Here is a 17117-nt window from a genome sequence, read left to right as displayed (position 1 = left end):
GATGAAAATCGTCGCTCTCGAAACCCATATCGTCGCCGTACCGCCACCGCACATCGGCGGCATGTACTGGCTGTTCGTCAAGCTGCGCACCGCCTGCGGCATCGAAGGCGTCGGCGAGATCTACGCCGCCACCTTCGGCCCCAAGGCCATGCTGCCGATCATCGAGGACGTGTTCGAGCGCTACCTGCTCGACCAGGACCCGCACCACATCGAGCGTTTCTTCCGTCAGGCCTATTCGAGCGGCTTCACCCAGCGCCCGGACCTGACCATGATGGGCGTGGTCAGCGGCCTGGAAATGGCCTGCTGGGACATCATCGGCAAGGCGGCGAACAAGCCGGTCTACGAACTGCTCGGCGGCAAGGTGCATGAGCGCCTGCGTTCCTACACCTACCTGTACCCGGTCAACAGCCAGGGCGAGTACGACTACGACGACCCGGACCTGGCCGCCGAATGCGCGGTGCAGAACATGAACAAGGGCTTCACCGCGGTGAAGTTCGACCCCGCCGGCCCGTACACCGCGTACTCCGGGCACCAGATTTCCCTGGAAGTGCTGGAGCGCTGCGAAACCTTCTGCCGCAAGATCCGCGAGGCTGTGGGCGACAAGTGCGACCTGCTGTTCGGCACGCACGGGCAAATGGTGCCGTCTTCGGCGATCCGCCTGGCCAAGCGCCTGGAGAAGTACGACCCGTTGTGGTTCGAAGAGCCGATCCCGCCGGGCCAGGAAGACGCCATGGCCCTGGTGGCCGGCAAGACCAGCATCCCCATCGCCACCGGCGAGCGGCTGACCACCAAGTACGAGTTCTTCAAGCTGCTGCAGGCCGGCGGTGCGTCGATCCTGCAGATGAATGTGGCGCGCTGCGGCGGCCTGCTGGAGGCGAAGAAGATCGCCAGCCTGGCCGAGGTGTACTACGCGCAGATCGCCCCGCACCTCTACAACGGTCCGATCGGCGCGGCGGCCAGCTTCCAGCTCGCGGCCTGCACGCCGAACTTCCTGATCCAGGAAAGCATCGAGACCTGGGGCGGCTTCCATGCCGAAGTGCTGACCAGGCCGCTGCAATGGGAAGACGGCTACATCATCCCGTCCAGCGAACCGGGCCTGGGTGTCGAGCTGAACATGGACGTGGTGCGCAAGCACACGCCCTACACCGGCCAGCGCCTGCACCTGCAAATGGCACCGACCCCGGCCGACGTGCGGGACACCTCGCCGGCCAAGGGCTGACCCGACGCTCGCCCGGCAACGGGCGGCGCTCACTCTGACTTACGCGGTAACTGCATGACTTACGACTACATCATTGCCGGCGCGGGTGCTGCCGGTTGCGTCCTCGCCAACCGGCTGTCGGCCTCGGGCAAGCACTCGGTGCTGCTGCTGGAAGCGGGCGGCAAGGACGACTCGTTCTGGTTCAAGATCCCGGTCGGTTTCGCCAAGATGTATTACAACCCGACCTTCAACTGGATGTACTACAGCCAGCCGCAGAAGCAACTCGCCAATCGCGCCATCTACGCCCCGCGCGGCAAGGTGCAGGGCGGTTCGGGCTCGATCAACGCGATGATCTACGTGCGCGGCCAGGCCCATGATTTCGACGACTGGGCGGCCAACGGCAACGACGGCTGGGGCTTCAAGGACGTGCTGCCGTACTTCCGCAAGCTGGAGAACCACCCGCTGGGCGACAGCGCCTATCACGGCGGCAGCGGGCCGATCAGCATCACCCCGATGAAAGGCCAGACCCACCCGATCTGTGACGTCTTCCTCAAGGGCTGCGAAGAGCTGGGCTATCCGCGCAGCGAAGACTTCAACGGGCCGAAATTCGAAGGCGCCGGCATCTACGACGTCAACACCCGCAACGGCCAGCGCTGCTCCAGCAGCTTCGCCCATCTGCACCCGGCGCTGAGCCGGGCGAACCTGACGATCGAACACCATGCGCTGGTCGACCGGGTGCTGTTCGAAGGCGAGCGCGCCAGTGGCGTGCTGGTCAGCCAGAACGGTGTCAGCCGCAGCTTTATCGCGCGCAAGGAAGTCATCCTCTGCGCCGGCGCCGTGGATACACCGAAGATCCTGCAACTGTCCGGGGTGGGCGACCGCGCGCTGCTGGACAAGCACGGCATCAAGCAGGTCAGGCAACTGCCGGCGGTGGGCCGCAATCTGCAGGATCACCTGTGCGTCAGCTACTACTACAAGGCCAATATCCCGACCCTCAATGACCAGCTCGGCTCGTTGCTCGGCCAGCTCAAGCTGGGCCTGCAATACCTGTTCACGCGCAAGGGCGCGCTGGCGATGAGCGTCAACCAGGCGGGTGGCTTCTTCCGTGGTCAGGAGGGCGAGCAGAACCCCAACCTGCAGTTGTATTTCAACCCGCTGTCGTACCAGATCCCGAAGAACAACAAGGCCAGCCTCAAGCCCGAACCGTACTCCGGCTTCCTGCTGTGCTTTAACCCGTGCCGGCCGACCAGCCGAGGTCATGTCGAAATCGCCTCGGGCAACCCCCGCGATGCGGCGCTGATCGACCCCAACTACCTGAGCACCGAGAAAGACATCGACGAAGTGATCCAGGGCAGCCGGCTGATGCGCAAGATCATGCAGGCCCCGGCGCTCAAGGGCATTACCGTCGAAGAAGTGCTGCCGGGCCCGGCGGTGGACAGCGACGAGCAGATGCTGGCGTACTTCCGCGAGAACAGCGGCTCGATCTACCACCTGTGCGGCACCTGCGCCATGGGCGCCGACGAAGCCAGCTCGGTGGTGGACAAGCGCCTGAAAGTGCATGGCCTTGATGGGCTGCGGGTGATCGATGCGTCGATCTTCCCCAACGTGACCTCGGGCAACACCCATGCTGCGGTGTTGATGGTGGCGGAGAAGGGGGCTGATCTGGTGTTGGCGGATGCCTGATCACCTCGCGACGGATCATCGCCCCGACAAGCGCGCTTCTACTGTGCAAAAACGCTGTAGGAGCGAGCTTGCTCGCAATGCGCCGCCTATGCGGCGCTCGTTCCTGAGAACACCGACCATCTGCCAGCCTGCAAGAAAACCTCTACAGAAATGAACCCGCTCAGGCGAAAGTTGTACAAGAGAATATACTTGTACAATATTTCGCAGCGCTTTCGAGGTTCTTTCACATGGCGAGCGCAAGCAATCGCAGGCGACACACCCTGGTATCGCTCTGCCTGCTGCTGGCGCTGACCGCCAATGCCGCCGCCGACTGGCGGCCCGCATTGCCCGATGCCCGGCTGGTGGGCAGCGGCGAATTCACCTGGTTTGGCCTGCGCCTCTACAGCGCCCGCTTGTGGAGCCCGGTCACACCGCCGGACTTGCAGCAGCCCTTCGCCCTGGAACTCATCTACCACCGCTCGCTATCCCGGGACACGCTGGTCGAAGCCAGCCTCGAGGAAATGCGCCGCCTCGGCGACAAGACCCTGGACGCCTCGACCCTGGACCGCTGGACCGAGGCCATGAACGGCGCCTTTGTCGATGTGCGTCCCGGCATGCGCATCACCGGCTTGTATCTGCCGGGACGTGGCTGCCGTTTCTATGTCGATGGCGAATTGCGCCGCGAGATTGATGACGCCGCCTTTGCCCGTGCGTTCTTCGCCATCTGGCTGGACCCGCGGGCCCGTGATCCACAACTGCGCCAGCGCCTGCTGGGGCAGGCCGATCGAGGAGAGTGACATGCGCAGAATCCTGATCCTGCTTGGCTGCCTGCTGCTGGGCAGTTGCGGCAACGTCGATGTGCAGACCTATGCCAAGGAACAACCCGGCCTGAACCTGGTGGCGTTCTTTTCCCGCCCGGTCCAGGCCTGGGGCATGGTGCAGAATCGCTCCGGGGAAGTGACCAAGCGTTTTCATGTGCGCGTCGACAGTCGCCGCGAAGGCGAACGGCTGATCCTCGATGAACGTTTCGTCTATAGCGACGGCACGCGCCAGCAACGTACCTGGACGCTGACGCCGGACGGCCAGGGTCGCTGGCGCGGGCGGGCCGGCGATGTGATCGGCGAGGCCGTTGGCGAAGTGGCCGGCAACGCGCTGCACTGGCGCTATCGTTTGGACGTTCCGGTCGATGGTCGCCACTGGGAGCTGGATATGGACGACTGGATGTACCTGATGGACGAAGACACCCTGATCAACCGCACCAGCATGCGCAAATTTGGCGTGGAAGTGGGGCAGGTGACGCTGTTCTTCCGTCGCCTGCCGGAGGCGAACGCGGGTGACTGAAGCTGCCCGGCTCGGCCTGGTGCTGGGTGACCAACTGTCGTTCGACCTGGCGTCGCTGCGCGCCCTCGACCCCGCCCGCGACGTGCTGCTGATGGCCGAGGTGGAGGGTGAAGCACGCTACGTGCCGCACCACCCGCAGAAGATCGTGCTGATCTTCAGTGCCATGCGCCATTTCGCCGACGCCCTGCGTGAGCAAGGCTGGCGGGTGCAGTACGTGCGCCTGGACGCCCCTGACAACAGCGGCAGCATCGCTGGCGAACTGTGCCGCTGGCGTGAGGTGTTCGGCGCGGACGAAGTGCACCTGACCGAGTGCGGCGAATGGCGGTTGGAGCAGGCCCTGCGCGAAAGCGGATTGCCGCTGGTGTGGCATGCGGACCGGCGTTTTCTCTGTTCGCGTCAGGCGTTCGGCCGCTGGGCGGCGGGTCAGTCGCAGTTGCGCATGGAGCACTTCTACCGCGGCATGCGCAAACGCAGCGGCCTGCTGGTCGAGCCCGACAGCAGCCCGGCCGGTGGCGCCTGGAACTACGACAGCGACAACCGCAAGGCGTTGCCCCGTGGGCTGCGCGGACCGTTTCCGGCGCATTTCGAGCGTGACGCGATCACCCAGGAGGTCATCGCCCTGGTGGGCGAGCGCTTCGGTGACCACTACGGCAGCGTCGAAGCCTTCGACTACCCCGTGACCCACGATCAGGCCCAGGCCCTGTGGCAGCATTTTCTCGACTTCGGTCTGGCGGCCTTCGGCGACTTCCAGGACGCCATGGCCGAGGGCGAGCCATTTCTGTTCCATGCGCGCATCAGCGCGGCGCTGAACATCGGTTTGCTGGACGTCCGCCAACTGTGCGCCGACGTCGACAGCGCCTATCGCCAGGGGCGGGTGCCGCTCAATGCGGCCGAGGGTTTCATCCGCCAATTGATCGGCTGGCGCGAGTACGTGCACGGCATCTACTGGCTGCGCATGCCCGAGTACGCGCAGCTCAATACCTTCGATAACCAGCGGGCCCTGCCCGAGTTCTACTGGACCGGACAGACCGGCATGCGCTGCATGTCGCAAGTGATCGGCCAGACCCTGGAGCTGGGCTACGCCCACCATATTCAGCGGCTGATGGTCACCGGCAACTTCGCGTTGCTGGCCGGCATCGTGCCGTCGGCGATCTGCGAGTGGTATCTGGCGGTCTATCTGGACGCCTTCGATTGGGTCGAACTGCCCAACACCCTGGGCATGGTCATGCATGCCGACGGCGGCTACCTCGGGTCCAAGCCCTACTGCGCCAGCGGGCGCTATATCCAGCGCATGTCCGACCACTGTGGTGCCTGTCGCTACCGGGTCGAGCGGGCGGTGGAGGAGGACGCTTGTCCGTTCAACGCCCTGTATTGGCATTTCCTTATGCGTCACCGCCAGCCGCTGGCCGATAACCCGCGCCTGAGCATGATCTATCGGGGCCTGGACGCGATGGACAGCGCCCGTCGTGACGCCTTGTGGCTGCGCGGCGAGTCGCTGCTGGCGCGGCTGGATGCCGGGGATGCGCTATGACGCGCTCAGCGCCATGCGGAGAGACGTAAGCACAGTGGCAGCCAGAGCGCCCATAACGGCGCCAGCAGCAGCGCGGTGTTGAGATTGCCCAGCGGCAGTTCGATACCGGCAAGACGGGCGCCGGCGAGATAAGCCAACGGCGCGCCAAACATCCCCAACAAGGCACCCCACCAGAGCGGACGTGCGGCCCACGCCAGGCTGTGGCGCATGCCGCTGGCCAGCACCAGCCAGAGCAGCGCCAGCCACAGTGGTAGCGGTGTCTGGTCGAAGGCGAAAACGCCAGCCGCCCCCAGTCCGCTGTCCAGCAGGCAACCCGCCAGGCCGACCCGCAGCAACGCCACCAACTCGGCTTTAGGGTTGTCGCAATAGCGCACATGAATCAACAGGCCGATCAGTACTGGCAACAACAACCAGGGCCGCTGCGCGCCGAGCACGCAGCCCCACCAACCCGCCTGCAACCACAGGGCATTGCCGAGCAGCCAGGCGCGGGACACCTCAGGCGCCCGGCAGCGGCGCTCGCCGCGCAGTCGGACCGGCCCACAGCAACTGGGCGACGCCAATTGCCCGCTCTTCGAAACCGCCCTGGCAGTAGCACAGGTAGAACTCCCACAGGCGCTGGAAGGTTTCGTCATACCCCAGCTCCAGCAGCGCAGACCGGGACTGGTTCAGGTTGTCGCGCCAGTGCCGCAGGGTACGTGCGTAGTCCTGGCCGAAGTCTTCCATGTGGATCAGGTTCAGCGCGGTCTGTCGGCTCGCGGTGTCCAGCAGCACGCTCAGCGAGGGCAGGGCGCCGCCGGGAAAGATGTAGCGCTGGATGAAATCCACCGAGCGCCGCGCCTGGGCGTAGCGCTGGTCGCGGATGGTGATCACCTGCAGCAGCATCAGGCCGTTTTCCTTCAGGCGCGCGGCGCATTGGCGGAAATAGGCGGGCAGGTAGCGATGGCCGACTGCCTCGATCATCTCGATCGACACCAGCTTGTCGAAGCTTCCGCGCAAGTCGCGGTAGTCCTCGCGCAGCACCGTGATGCGTTGCTCCAGGCCCAGCGCTCGCACGCGGTCCTGCGTGTGTTGGTATTGGGCGTCGGAGAGCGTGGTGGTGGTGACCCGGCAGCCATAGTGCGTGGCCGCGTGAATGGCCAGGCTGCCCCAGCCGGTGCCGATTTCCAGCAGGTGCTCATCGGCCTGCAGGTCGAGCTTGCGGCAGATGCCGTCGAGCTTGTTCAACTGCGCCTGTTCAAGGCTTTGTTCGGGGCTTTCGAACTGCGCCGCCGAGTACATCATGGTCGGGTCGAGCAGGCGTTCGAACAGCGCATTGCCGAGGTCGTAATGGGCGAGGATATTGCGCCGCGAACCGCTGCGGCTATTGCGGTTGAGCCGGTGCAGCAGGCGCAGCGCCGGGCGACCGAGGCGCGCCAGACCGCTTTCGAGGGCGTCGAGGACCTCCAGGTTGGCGACGAACAGGCGGGTCAGCGCCGCCAGGTCAGGGCTGCGCCAGTAGCCGTGAATGTACGCCTCGCCGGCGCCGATCGAACCGTTGCTGGCGACCAGGCTCCAGGCTGCCTCGTCGGTGATTTCGACCTCGGCCTGCAATGGACTGTCGGCATCGCCGAACGTCCATTGGCGGTCATTGCAGGTCAGGCGCAAGTGACCCTGGCGCAAGCGCCGCAGTTGCGCGAGCACCGCGGTTCTGGCCAGGCTGCCGAGCAGCGGGCTCAACCCGGTGGACTTGCTAACGGTCAGGGTGGGAATGGACATGCTCGGACTCCTCGCGGGTGTGTCGGCCAAGTCCCAGGCTGTCCTGGCTGGCGTGGTGGTCATGCAGTGGGGTGCGTTTGAACAGCAGGCGCAGGGCCTGCCAGTAGATCGAGGTCACCGTGCGCAGGCTCATCCACGGAAACGCCAGGATATGGCGGCGCAGGGATGTGGCCGTGAGTGCCTGGCGGCTGAGGGCGAGGTCGGCCTGGAACACCTTGTGACCCTCGCGCCAGTTTTCCATGTGGATGCGAATGTGCTGCGCATCGAGGAAAAAGCGCAGGCGGTAATCCATGTCCAGCGGCATGAACGGCGAGACATGAAAGGCCTTGGCCACCGCGAACTGCCGGGGTCGCCCGGCCTGCACCGGCAGCACGTAGTGGAAGCGCTCGCGCCACGGCGTGTTGCGTACTTCGAGCAGGATCGCCGCCAGGCGCCCGTCGCGGTCATGGCAGAAATAGAAACTCACCGGGTTGAACGACAACCCCCAACTGCGCGGCTGGGTCAGCAGGTGCACGGCGCCTTCGGGCGTTTCGCCGGTGGCCTGGCCGACCAGGGTGCGCGCAGCATCGGCCAGCGACTGGCCTTGCCGGGTCAGGGCGGGCAGGAAGTCGCGCTCGCGCCAGCTCAACGGCGCCAGCAGCGAGGTGCCGAGCCAGCGTGACAGGCCGAGCAGTTGCGGTTGTTCGTCCAGATCGACGTAGAGCATGCCGACCCGGTAGCGAAACGCATGCACCCGCGGCGTCAGGCGGCGATGGCTGACCCAGCCGTGACACAGGCAGCTGTTCACAGGTGTTCTCCGAAGTGTTCGGCGACCCGCAGTGCGCTGGTCACGCCGTCCTCATGGAAGCCGTTGGCCCAGTAGGCGCCGCAGTAAAAACTGTGTTGCTGGCCCTGTAATTCGGCGTGACGCGCTTGCGCCGCCACGGCCGCGAGGCTGTATTGCGGGTGGGCGTAGTCGAAGCGCGCGAGTATCTGCGCCGGGTCTATTTGCGCGGTCTGGTTGAGGCTCACGCAGAAGGTCACCGGCGCCTCGATGCCCTGCAGGATGTTCATGTCGTAGGTCAGCGCGGCCGGTGCCTGCTGCGTGCCGCCGAGGCGATAATTCCAACTGGCCCAGGCCTTGCGCCGCCGTGGCAGCAGGCGCGTATCGGTGTGCAGGACGACCTCGTTGCTGGCGTAGCGCAAGGCGCCGAGCACTTCGCGTTCGGCGCCACTGGGCGCGTCGAGTAGCGCCAGCGCCTGGTCGCTGTGGCAGGCGAACACCACGCTGTCGAAACGCTCGGGTCCGTTGCTGCTGGTGAGGGTCACGCCGCCTTTGTCGCGGCTGACCCGGGTTACCGCGCAGTTCAGCCGGATACGCTCGGCGAACCTCCGGCACAGCGGCTCGATATAGCCGCGCGAGCCGCCCTCGATCACCCGCCACTGCGGGCGCTGGCTCACCGACAGCAGGCCGTGGTTGCGGCAGAAGCGCACGAAGAATTGCAGAGGGAAACCGAGCATGTCGGCGCGCGACATCGACCAGATCGCCGAGCCCATGGGCACGACATAGTGGTCGATGAAGCGCTGGCCGTAGCGCTGCGCCCGCAGGTAGTCGCCGAGGGTGGTGGCGGCGTCGATCCGTCCGCTGTCGAGGTCGGCCAGCACCTGGCGGTTGAAGCGCAGGATGTCGCGCAGCATGCCCCAGAAACCCGGCGACAGCAGGTTGCTCCGCTGGGCGAACAGGCTGTCGAGGTCGTGGCCGTTGTATTCGAGGCCGGTTTGCGGATCGTGCACCGAGAAGCTCATCTCGGTCGGCCGCGAAGCCACGCCGAGGTGATCGAGCAGGCGAATGAAATTGGGGTAGGTCCAGTCGTTGAACACGATAAAACCGGTGTCCACCGCGTAGTGCTGGCCTTGCCACTGCACATCGACGGTGTGGGTGTGGCCGCCGATCCAGTCGGCGGCCTCGAACACCGTGATTTCGTGGCGCCGGGACAGCAAGTGGGCACAGGTCAGGCCGGCGATGCCGCTGCCGATGATGGCGATACGCATGGGTTCTAGTCCTGTTCGTTGCGCGCCAGGCGCTGGCCCAGCTTCAGGCGCCAGCGGGCCGGCAGTGCGCCGAGCAGACGCAGCACCAGGGTGAAAAGGGTCGGGAAATTGATTTCCAGCGGGCGCCGCGGCAAGCGTTCGGCGATATGCCGCGCGGCACGCTCGGCGCTCCAGATCTGTGGCATGGGGAAGTCGTTGCGCTGGGTCAGCGGGGTGTCGACAAAGCCCGGATTGACCAGGGTGACGTCGATGCCTTCGGCGATCAGCTCGATGCGCAGCGACTCGATCAGGTAGCGCAGCGCTGCCTTGGACGCGCCATACGCGCCAGCCCGCGGCAAGGCCAGCCAGGTCACCGAGCTGCCGGTCACCACCAGATGCGGCTGTTGCCCGCGTCGCAGCAGCGGCAGCGCGGCCTGCAGGCAATGGCTGACGCCCAGCAGGTTGGTGTGCAGTACCCGTTCCACCAGGGCAGCATCGAAATGGCCGGGTTCGAGGTACTCGCAGGTGCCGGCGTTGAGAATCACCTGGTCGAGTGCGCCCCAGGCCTGTTCGATCTCGGTGACGATGGCCGCGACCTGCTGCGGGTCGCTGACATCGCCGGTGGCCAGCAGCACCTGGCCGGGGAAGCGCAGGGCCAGCGGCTCCAGCGTCTCGGCATTGCGACCGCCGAGCGCCACCTGATGGCCTTGCTCCAGCAGGCGCAGCGCCAACGCGGCGCCGATGCCGCTGCTGGCACCGGTCAGCCAGCAGCGGCTCATGCCAGCCGGCCCTTGAGCCAGCCGATCAGGCTGCCCATCACTGGAAGGTGTTCGTAGAGCAGGGCGCCGGCATCGAAGTAGTCGCGGTGAAAGTGAACCCGGTCGGTCCAGCGCAGGTGGCTGCAACCGTCCAGGCTGATCAGCTTGCCGCCCTCCAGGCGCGGATGGCGAAAGTGCAGGGTCCAGCGCAGGTAGCCGCGGCCGGGGCCGACTTCGTCCAGGTCGTGGAAGTCGTAGCGGATGTCCTGCGCATTGGCGTAGAGCTGGTCGAAGTAGGCCCGCAGTGCTGGCAGGCCGTTGATTTCGCGCAGGGGATCGCGAAACACGATGGTGTCGCTGTACAACTCATCCAGCCGCGAGAGGCTGCCCGCATCCAGCGTGGCAAAGCGGTTGGCAAAGGATTGCAGGTAGCTGGACATTCACATCTCCGAGGCAATCTTGTACAAAATACAAATCTTGTACAGGTATGCCTAGAGAGTATGACTAAAACTGTACAAGTCAAACTCCCTGTACAATTTTTCTCGCGCGCTGCTCAGCGCACGCGCAACAACCGGTCCAGCGAAACTGCTCCCGCGCCGCGGGCGACCAGCAGCAGGAGCAACCCCGCCCAGGACAAATGCACCGGCCAGGCATCGGGGTACACGAAAATTTCGATCACCAGAGTCATGCCCAGCAGCGCCAATGCCGACAGACGGGTGAACAGGCCAAGTACCAGCAGCAGCGGGAACAGGTGTTCCGCGTAGGTCGCCAGATGCGCCGCCAGCCACGGCGAGACCAGCGGCAGGGCGTAGTCGCTCTGGAACAGTTCGTAGGTGCTGGGGGTGATGCTCAGGAACCCTTCGACCTTGGTTCGGCCGGAGAGGAAGAAGATCGAGGCGATGCCCAATCGCGCCACCAGGCACAACACGCTATCGCCCAGCAGGTGCTGCAGGTGGTCGGCGATGCGGTTCCAGCGCTGGCGCAGCGAGCGGTTGGTGGCGGTGGGGTGGGTGATATCCATGGTGAAACCTCAGGCGAGTGAGAGGGGCAGGAAGACCCTGGCCTGGAGCAGCCGGCCAAGCAGGTCGTTGAAGTCCAGGTCGGGTTGGGTTTTTTCCGCGAGCAATGCGGCCTGTTCGAGGGCATGGCCGACAGCGCAGGCATCGAGAAAGGCGCAGCCGCCGGCGTCCAGCGGGTGGTGACTTACGCCGTCGGCGTCGCCCGTCAGCAACGCGCCTTCGGCGATCCACGGTTGTGCGGGCGGCCAGTCGAGGCCCTCTCTGTTGTGGCGCCAGAGGCTGAATACCGGGTGCAGCGGGAACCAGCGCCAGCGCACGCCGCGGCGGGGGCGCAGGTGGCAGCGGGCAAGGTCGGCGACGCTCATGCCGGCCAGTTCGGTGAGGTCGAGGCTGGGGTCGACGGGCGCGCTGAAGGCTCCCGCCCAGTCGAAGTCCAGGCGCGCAACGTCCGCCAGCCAGGGCGTACCTTGAGCGCCGGTCTGCTCATCGAGAAAGTCCGGGAAGCCGGCACCATACCGGATCAGCCGTGGATCGCCCGGCGGCGAGAGTTGCGCATAGGCGGCTGCGGCGCCGTGCATCCAGTCGTAGCCGACCAGCCGCTCGACACTGGGGAAGTTGGCGCACAGCGCGTCGACGGCGCCGGCCAGCACGGTATTGCGGTACACCGCGAAGGCCGGTTGTTCGGTGAGTGCCGCCAACTCCCCTGCGGGGTTGCCATAGAGCGAGGCGACGAAGGCATCCTGGAACTGGCCGAGGGTCAGGTTCATGGTGTGGCTCCGTTCTGGTCGAGGATGGCCTGGGCGATATCGCGTTCGCCGAGCAGCTCGCTGAACGCGGGGATATTGCCGTCGCGTTCGATCAGCGTGGGGCGCGGCCCGATGCGCTGGATCAGTTGCCGGTACAGGGCCCAGACCGGCTCGGCGATGGCGGCGTCATGGGAGTCGATCAACAGGGCGCCCTGGTCGTCCTCGCTGTGCCCGGCCAGGTGCAATTCGCTGATGGCCTGGGCGGGAAAGCGTGCGAGGTAGTCGGCCGCGCTGAAACCGAGGTTGTGTGCGCTGACGTGGACGTTGTTGACGTCCAGCAGCAAGGAGCAGTCGGTGCGCCGCACCAGTTCGCCGAGAAAGTCGATTTCGTCCCGGTCGTGGCCGTCGAGGCGCAGGTAATGGCTGGGGTTTTCAATGGCGATGCAGCGTCCCAGGGCGTCCTGGGTGCGCAGAATATTGTCGGTGATGCGTTGCAGTGCTTCGTCGCTGCGTGGAAACGGCAGCAGGTCTGGGTGGTACTGGCCGCGCCAGGTCGACCAGGCCAGGTGCTCCGACACCAGCGCCGGCCTGACCCTGTCGATCAACGCCCGCAGGCGGCGCAGGTGCGCCGCATCCGGTTCGGCGTCGGCTGCCAGTGACAGCGCAACACCGTGCAGCGAGAGCTTATGCCGTTCGGCGATCCGCTCCAGCCACGCCAGGCGTGGGCCACCGACCATGTAGTTTTCCGGATGGACCTCGAACCACAGGTCCTCAGCCTCGCACGCCAGGGCTTGCGCGTAGTGTTCGGCCTTGAGCCCGAGTCCGGCGCCCATTGCGTTGATCCCGTTCATGGTCGGTGGCCTGCGCTTAGTGCTGAGTCGGTGTCAGCGAGCCCATGCCGGTGGGCGTCTTGATCGAGGTGCAGGTGCCGGCCGGGACGTTTTTCCAGCTCATGCCGTCGTAGTCTTTTTTCGAACTGCCGGCGCAGGTGGTGCCGGCACCGGCCTTGCAATCGTTCTTGCCGGCCATCGCGACGCCGTAGCACTTCTCCATGGCGGCGCCGCTGGCGGCTTTGCTGGTGGTGTCATCGGCCATGGCGGCACCTGCCAGCGAAGCGAGGGCGAGGGCGGCGGTGAGGCGAGTGAAGTTGTTCATGGTGCTTTCTCCAGGGGATGTGCCGTGGTGATCTACCGGCGGCTCATGGAGTAATTCGCCGCGCTGGCCGATCGGGTTACAGCACCCTGAAAATATTTTTGAGCATTCTCCGGTGGCCCCTGGAGTGATGAAATTGTTTCTCGCGCTTGCGTCGCAGGTGACGGCGATGCTTCGATGAAAAAAGAAACCCACTGGTGTAACCCTGGCGGCCAATGCAACGAACTAACTCACAGGACGAGCTGGACGAGCGCGAGTCCCAGCTGCAGACGCTGCTGCTGAACGGGCTGGCGGGCGATGCCGTGGCCTATCGCGAATTCCTCGCGGCACTGGCGGTGCATGTGCGCGGCTTTTTGCGGCGGCGCCTGGCGCAGCGCCCGACGGAGGTCGAAGACCTGTTGCAGGAGGTGCTGCTGGCGGTACACAACGCCCGCCACACCTACCAGGCGCAACAGCCGCTGACCGTCTGGGTCCAAGCGATCGCCCGCTATAAGCTGGCCGATCACTTTCGCGGTCACGCGCGGCGTGATTCGCTGCACGACGTGCTGGACGACGACAGCGACCTGTTCGCCGCCAGCGATGAGGCGCCGGCCGAGGCCAGTCGCGACCTGGGCAAGTTGCTCGGACAACTGCCGGACCGTCAGCGCCTGCCCATCGTCCACGTCAAGCTGGAGGGCCTGTCGGTCGAGGAAACCGCGCGTCTGACCGGGCTTTCCGGTCCCGCGGTCAAGGTGGGCATACACCGAGGGCTCAAGGCTCTCGCCAAGCTGATTCGAGGTAAAGGCGACGATGAAGACCGATGAACTGATTGCCCTGTTGGCCGCCGCTGAAGGACCGGTGGACCGCCATGCGCTGGCGAGGCGTCTGGGACTTGCGCTGCTTGGCGGTGTGGTTTGCGCGCTGCTGCTGACCATCGCCATTTACGGCGTGCGCGGCGACCTGGCCGAGGTCGCGCGCACGCCGCTGTTCTGGGCCAAGGTTGCCTTGCCCGGCAGTCTGGCACTGCTCGGCATCGGCTTGACCCAGCGGCTGGCCCGCCCGGGCGTCAAGGGTGGCGCGCTCTGGGCGTTGCTTGGCCTGCCACTGGTGCTGGTCTGGGCGGGGGCTGCGATCAGCCTGGCCGGTGCCCCGGTCGAGGCCCGCGCCGACCTGATCTTCGGTCGCACCTGGCGCACCTGCCCGCTGAATATCGCCTTGCTCTCGGCACCCAGTTTCATCGCGGTGTTCTGGGCCCTGCGCGGTCTGGCGCCGACCCGCCTGCGCCAGGCGGGTGCCGCCGGCGGCCTGCTGGCCGGCGCCACGGCAACGCTGGTCTATTGCCTGCATTGCCCGGAAATGGGCGTGCCGTTCTGGGGGCTCTGGTATCTGTTGGGGATGTTGTTGCCGACGGTGCTGGGCGCGCTGCTCGGGCCGCGCTTGCTGCGCTGGTGACCCGCGCAGCATGGCGAGGGCAAGTCAGGTGAGCGGCGTCAACCGGCTCAACTGCTCCGGCGTTGCAAACCCAAGGGTTCGGTAGCGCGGCGGGTAGGTGCCCGTCGGTTGCAGCCACTCGCTCAGGTGGGTTTCCAGATCATTCCATTCCACCACCCGGGTGTCGGCAGTGCCGTCGTCGCGCAATTGCACCAGCGCGACGCGGTCGGTGCGCGGCAGCAGGGTGTCCACGGTTTCTGTCCAGCTGCACGCCGAGAAGGTCCGGACGTCGTCTTCGGACTGACGAAAAAGCTGGTAGGTCGCGACGAACAGGTCCTGCTGGTGCGCTTCATGGATCTTGTCCAGCAACTCCTTCTGCATGTGATAGGCACCTTGCAGCAGCACGCGCTCCAGGCTTGCACGGCGTATTTCCAGAGCTTCGTTGCCGGGCGGGAAGGGCACGATGCGCTGATCGTCGTAGGTGTAGACCTGGCTGGACAGCGTGCGGCCGTTTTCCATGGTTTTCTGGCTGACTTCGACCATGTGCAGGATCGCCTCCTCGTCCTTGTCGCCCGCCACCAGCAAGACATCCGTGGTGGGGATCATGAACACCGGCCGGCCCTTGACGGGCGCCCGCTGCAACACGTCCGGCAGCAGCACCCGGCTGGTGTCGTAGCCGTCACCCCAGCGCCCGACATACAGCCCCGGCACGACCTCGTCGAAGGCATCCGCAGTGGTTGCGCGCAGGTTGTCCATGGCAATCGCCATGGCCTGTTCCATGTTCACGCCCCAGTGTTCCTCGGGGCCTTTGGTCAGGGTGGAGGTGGCTTCGGGAGAGTCGACCGCCAGCAGCGCCACGCAGTCCTTGCCCACCGGCAATTGGGCCACGCTGTACGGCGCATCCAGTCCTTCGGTACGGACGGTGTGCAGGCGGACCTCTTCAAGCATGCCGAGGTTGCGAACGACCGGGCGCAACAACGACCTGACCTCCTCGAACGAACGCGGCCCGGTGTCGCGGGCTCTGAGTAAGGTCGCTATGTAGCCGTTAAGCGCAGCAGCCCGCTGCGGGCGCTCAGCGTTCTGATAATCACGGAAGGCGTTGTGCAGATTGAAGTAGGCGCCCTCGCTGTGTTCGATCCGGAAGTCGTCCGGCGCATAAGTGAGTGGGCCACTGAAGCCGGCGTCGCGCGCGGCCTTGATGAATTTTTGGGCGAACCCGTCCTGGGTGAGGGGGCGGTTGAAGACTTTGTCGAGCAGGGCGCCAAGCATGCGCAGGATCCTCCATGGGTGCGGGCGGTCGATCATGCTTAGAGGGCGGGTGCCGGTAAAGTTTCATTGCCGATTATGTGAAGGGTCCTACAGTTGCGGGTAATAAAGAGCGCGTTCAGCCGTCACGCAGGCGGCTGAACGCGCCGGCTGACTCACTTGCCGCTGGTGACCCGCGTCCACAACCGTGTGCTCAGGCGCATGCCCGAGGGCGTCAGGGTCTGGATCGGGAACAGGGTGTCGAGCACCGCTTGTGGCGGGTAGGCGGCCGGGTTGTCGCGCAGCGCCGGGTCGAGGTACGGCAGCGAGGCCGCGTTGCCGTTGGGGTATTGCACCGCGTTGCTGATGCTGGCCATCACCTTGGGGTCGAGCAGGTAGTTCAGGTAGGCGTAGGCAGCGTCCAGGTGCGGCGCGGCTTTCGGGATGGCGACCATGTCCACGGCGATGGTCGAGCCTTCGCGGGGGATGCTGTAGTTCAGGTGCACGCCGTTGTTGGCATGTTGCGCGCTGCTCATCGCCTGCAGCACGTCGCCGCTGAAGCCGATGGCCACGCAGATATTGCCGTTGGCCAGGTCGCTGACGTACTTGGACTGATGGAAATAGCTGATCGAAGGACGCACCGCGAGCAGCGCAGCCTCGGCTTTTTTCAGGTCGGCGGGGCTTTCGCTGTGCGGGTCGAGCCCCAGCGTGCGCAGGGTGATCGGCAGGATCTGCGTCGGGTTGTCGAGGAACGCCACGCCGCACTGACTGAGCTTGCGGATGTTTTCCGGGTCGAACAGCAGTTGCCAGGACTGGGTGACGTCGGTGTTGCCGAAGATCGCTTTGATCTTGTCCTCGTTGTAACCGATGCCAACGGTGACCCACATGTACGGGATCGCATAGCGGTTGCCCGGATCGCTGCTCTCCAAAAGCTTCATCAGCTTGGGATCGAGGTTGTTCCAGTTGGGCAGCTTGCTGCGGTCCAGTTCCTGGATGGCGCCGGCCTTGATCAGCCGGGGCAGGAAGTGGTTGGACGGGCTGACCAGGTCGTAGCCGCTGCCGCCGGTCATCAATTTGGCTTCGGTGGTTTCGTTGCTGTCGATCAGGTCGTAGGTGGTCTGGATGCCGGTGCGCCGGGTGAACTCGGTGAGGGTGTCCTCGGCGACATAGCCGCTCCAGTTGGCGATGTTGACGCTGTCGGCGGCATGGGCCGCGACGCTGAGCAGCGCCGCCGAGGCGGCGAGCAGGCAGGTACGTTTGATCATCTTGCTCTCTCTTTTGTTGTTGCAA

19 protein-coding genes are annotated in these 17117 nt (G+C 65.4%); 7 read left to right on the top strand and 12 right to left on the bottom strand.

Going from position 1 to position 17117, the window contains the following annotated elements; all coding sequences use genetic code 11:
• The first annotated feature begins 1 nt into the window (after position 1).
• The 5 genes from CKW37_RS08980 to CKW37_RS08960 all read left to right on the top strand — a co-directional run bounded on the left by CKW37_RS08980 (position 2) and on the right by CKW37_RS08960 (position 5732).
• Positions 2–1219 (top strand): mandelate racemase/muconate lactonizing enzyme family protein, encoded by a 1218-nt coding sequence (locus CKW37_RS08980; RefSeq protein ID WP_095155327.1) that lies wholly within the window; start codon positions 2–4, stop codon positions 1217–1219.
• Positions 1220–1273: 54 nt separating this feature from the next.
• Positions 1274–2881: a GMC family oxidoreductase gene (locus tag CKW37_RS08975; protein WP_095155326.1), complete on the top strand. Its 1608-nt coding sequence runs from the start codon at positions 1274–1276 to the stop codon at positions 2879–2881.
• A gap of 227 nt (positions 2882–3108) precedes the next feature.
• Positions 3109–3657 carry a chalcone isomerase family protein gene (locus CKW37_RS08970; RefSeq protein ID WP_095155325.1) on the top strand — a complete coding sequence of 183 codons (549 nt, stop codon included), beginning with the start codon at positions 3109–3111 and terminating at the stop codon, positions 3655–3657.
• A 1-nt stretch (position 3658) separates the two neighbouring features.
• A complete protein-coding gene (locus CKW37_RS08965; protein ID WP_095155324.1) occupies positions 3659–4201 on the top strand; it encodes a DUF3833 domain-containing protein in 543 nt (180 codons plus the stop codon).
• Positions 4194–5732, top strand: a complete 1539-nt coding sequence (locus tag CKW37_RS08960) for a cryptochrome/photolyase family protein (RefSeq protein ID WP_095155323.1) — start codon at positions 4194–4196, stop codon at positions 5730–5732. Before CKW37_RS08965 ends, CKW37_RS08960 begins: the two co-directional genes overlap by 8 nt.
• A 5-nt stretch (positions 5733–5737) precedes the next feature.
• Here CKW37_RS08960 and CKW37_RS08955 read toward each other — a convergent pair whose 3' ends face one another.
• From CKW37_RS08955 to CKW37_RS08910, 10 genes are all read right to left on the bottom strand, one after another.
• Positions 5738–6226 carry a DUF2878 domain-containing protein gene (locus tag CKW37_RS08955; RefSeq protein WP_095155322.1) on the bottom strand — a complete coding sequence of 163 codons (489 nt, stop codon included), beginning with the start codon at positions 6224–6226 and terminating at the stop codon, positions 5738–5740.
• Between the two features lies 1 nt (position 6227).
• Entirely contained in the window at positions 6228–7487 is a 1260-nt protein-coding gene (locus tag CKW37_RS08950; RefSeq protein WP_095155321.1) for a cyclopropane-fatty-acyl-phospholipid synthase family protein, read from the bottom strand.
• Positions 7462–8274, bottom strand: a complete 813-nt coding sequence (locus CKW37_RS08945) for a DUF1365 domain-containing protein (protein WP_095155320.1) — start codon at positions 8272–8274, stop codon at positions 7462–7464. The genes CKW37_RS08950 and CKW37_RS08945 overlap by 26 nt, the downstream gene beginning before the upstream one ends.
• Entirely contained in the window at positions 8271–9518 is a 1248-nt protein-coding gene (locus CKW37_RS08940) for an NAD(P)/FAD-dependent oxidoreductase (RefSeq protein WP_095155319.1), read from the bottom strand. The genes CKW37_RS08945 and CKW37_RS08940 overlap by 4 nt, the downstream gene beginning before the upstream one ends.
• A gap of 5 nt (positions 9519–9523) precedes the next feature.
• Positions 9524–10276: an SDR family oxidoreductase gene (locus CKW37_RS08935; RefSeq protein ID WP_095155318.1), complete on the bottom strand. Its 753-nt coding sequence runs from the start codon at positions 10274–10276 to the stop codon at positions 9524–9526.
• Entirely contained in the window at positions 10273–10695 is a 423-nt protein-coding gene (locus CKW37_RS08930) for a nuclear transport factor 2 family protein (RefSeq protein WP_095155317.1), read from the bottom strand. Before CKW37_RS08930 ends, CKW37_RS08935 begins: the two co-directional genes overlap by 4 nt.
• 113 nt (positions 10696–10808) lie before the next feature.
• On the bottom strand, positions 10809–11276 hold the full coding sequence (locus tag CKW37_RS08925) for a DoxX family protein (protein ID WP_095155316.1): 468 nt from the start codon (positions 11274–11276) through the stop codon (positions 10809–10811).
• 9 nt (positions 11277–11285) lie between these two features.
• Positions 11286–12041: a DNA-binding domain-containing protein gene (locus CKW37_RS08920; RefSeq protein ID WP_095155315.1), complete on the bottom strand. Its 756-nt coding sequence runs from the start codon at positions 12039–12041 to the stop codon at positions 11286–11288.
• Positions 12038–12871: a DUF692 domain-containing protein gene (locus CKW37_RS08915; protein WP_371864277.1), complete on the bottom strand. Its 834-nt coding sequence runs from the start codon at positions 12869–12871 to the stop codon at positions 12038–12040. Before CKW37_RS08915 ends, CKW37_RS08920 begins: the two co-directional genes overlap by 4 nt.
• A 16-nt stretch (positions 12872–12887) precedes the next feature.
• Positions 12888–13175, bottom strand: a complete 288-nt coding sequence (locus CKW37_RS08910) for a DUF2282 domain-containing protein (protein WP_095155313.1) — start codon at positions 13173–13175, stop codon at positions 12888–12890.
• Between the two features lie 212 nt (positions 13176–13387).
• On the opposite strand from CKW37_RS08910, the gene CKW37_RS08905 reads away from it, so the two are divergent.
• Positions 13388–13975 (top strand): sigma-70 family RNA polymerase sigma factor, encoded by a 588-nt coding sequence (locus CKW37_RS08905; RefSeq protein ID WP_095155312.1) that lies wholly within the window; start codon positions 13388–13390, stop codon positions 13973–13975.
• The gene (locus tag CKW37_RS08900) at positions 13962–14603 is read left to right on the top strand and encodes a DUF1109 domain-containing protein (RefSeq protein WP_095155311.1); all 642 of its coding nucleotides are present in this window, start codon (positions 13962–13964) and stop codon (positions 14601–14603) included. The genes CKW37_RS08905 and CKW37_RS08900 overlap by 14 nt, the downstream gene beginning before the upstream one ends.
• A 24-nt stretch (positions 14604–14627) precedes the next feature.
• Here CKW37_RS08900 and CKW37_RS08895 read toward each other — a convergent pair whose 3' ends face one another.
• Positions 14628–15851, bottom strand: coding sequence for a hypothetical protein (locus CKW37_RS08895; RefSeq protein WP_095155310.1), 1224 nt, complete (start codon positions 15849–15851; stop codon positions 14628–14630).
• Positions 15852–16003: 152 nt separating this feature from the next.
• Positions 16004–17092 (bottom strand): polyamine ABC transporter substrate-binding protein, encoded by a 1089-nt coding sequence (locus CKW37_RS08890; protein WP_095155309.1) that lies wholly within the window; start codon positions 17090–17092, stop codon positions 16004–16006.
• Positions 17093–17117 lie beyond the last annotated feature (25 nt).

The sequence above is a fragment of the Pseudomonas sp. Irchel 3E13 genome, assembly GCF_900187455.1.
Lineage (GTDB): Bacteria > Pseudomonadota > Gammaproteobacteria > Pseudomonadales > Pseudomonadaceae > Aquipseudomonas.
The sequence above is the reverse complement of the archived record's forward strand: the minus strand, read 5'-3'. Positions and strand labels throughout refer to the sequence as shown.

Excerpts from the sequence above, each read along its gene's own strand:
- CKW37_RS08980 (WP_095155327.1), top strand. The coding sequence starts at position 2 with ATGAAAATCGTCGCTCTCGAAACCCATATCGTCGCCGTACCGCCACCG.
- CKW37_RS08975 (WP_095155326.1), top strand. The coding sequence starts at position 1,274 with ATGACTTACGACTACATCATTGCCGGCGCGGGTGCTGCCGGTTGCGTC.
- CKW37_RS08970 (WP_095155325.1), top strand. The coding sequence starts at position 3,109 with ATGGCGAGCGCAAGCAATCGCAGGCGACACACCCTGGTATCGCTCTGC.
- CKW37_RS08965 (WP_095155324.1), top strand. The coding sequence starts at position 3,659 with ATGCGCAGAATCCTGATCCTGCTTGGCTGCCTGCTGCTGGGCAGTTGC.
- CKW37_RS08950 (WP_095155321.1), bottom strand. The coding sequence starts at position 7,487 with ATGTCCATTCCCACCCTGACCGTTAGCAAGTCCACCGGGTTGAGCCCG.
- CKW37_RS08940 (WP_095155319.1), bottom strand. The coding sequence starts at position 9,518 with ATGCGTATCGCCATCATCGGCAGCGGCATCGCCGGCCTGACCTGTGCC.
- CKW37_RS08935 (WP_095155318.1), bottom strand. The coding sequence starts at position 10,276 with ATGAGCCGCTGCTGGCTGACCGGTGCCAGCAGCGGCATCGGCGCCGCG.
- CKW37_RS08930 (WP_095155317.1), bottom strand. The coding sequence starts at position 10,695 with ATGTCCAGCTACCTGCAATCCTTTGCCAACCGCTTTGCCACGCTGGAT.
- CKW37_RS08925 (WP_095155316.1), bottom strand. The coding sequence starts at position 11,276 with ATGGATATCACCCACCCCACCGCCACCAACCGCTCGCTGCGCCAGCGC.
- CKW37_RS08920 (WP_095155315.1), bottom strand. The coding sequence starts at position 12,041 with ATGAACCTGACCCTCGGCCAGTTCCAGGATGCCTTCGTCGCCTCGCTC.
- CKW37_RS08915 (WP_371864277.1), bottom strand. The coding sequence starts at position 12,871 with ATGAACGGGATCAACGCAATGGGCGCCGGACTCGGGCTCAAGGCCGAA.
- CKW37_RS08910 (WP_095155313.1), bottom strand. The coding sequence starts at position 13,175 with ATGAACAACTTCACTCGCCTCACCGCCGCCCTCGCCCTCGCTTCGCTG.
- CKW37_RS08905 (WP_095155312.1), top strand. The coding sequence starts at position 13,388 with ATGCAACGAACTAACTCACAGGACGAGCTGGACGAGCGCGAGTCCCAG.
- CKW37_RS08900 (WP_095155311.1), top strand. The coding sequence starts at position 13,962 with ATGAAGACCGATGAACTGATTGCCCTGTTGGCCGCCGCTGAAGGACCG.
- CKW37_RS08895 (WP_095155310.1), bottom strand. The coding sequence starts at position 15,851 with ATGCTTGGCGCCCTGCTCGACAAAGTCTTCAACCGCCCCCTCACCCAG.
- CKW37_RS08890 (WP_095155309.1), bottom strand. The coding sequence starts at position 17,092 with ATGATCAAACGTACCTGCCTGCTCGCCGCCTCGGCGGCGCTGCTCAGC.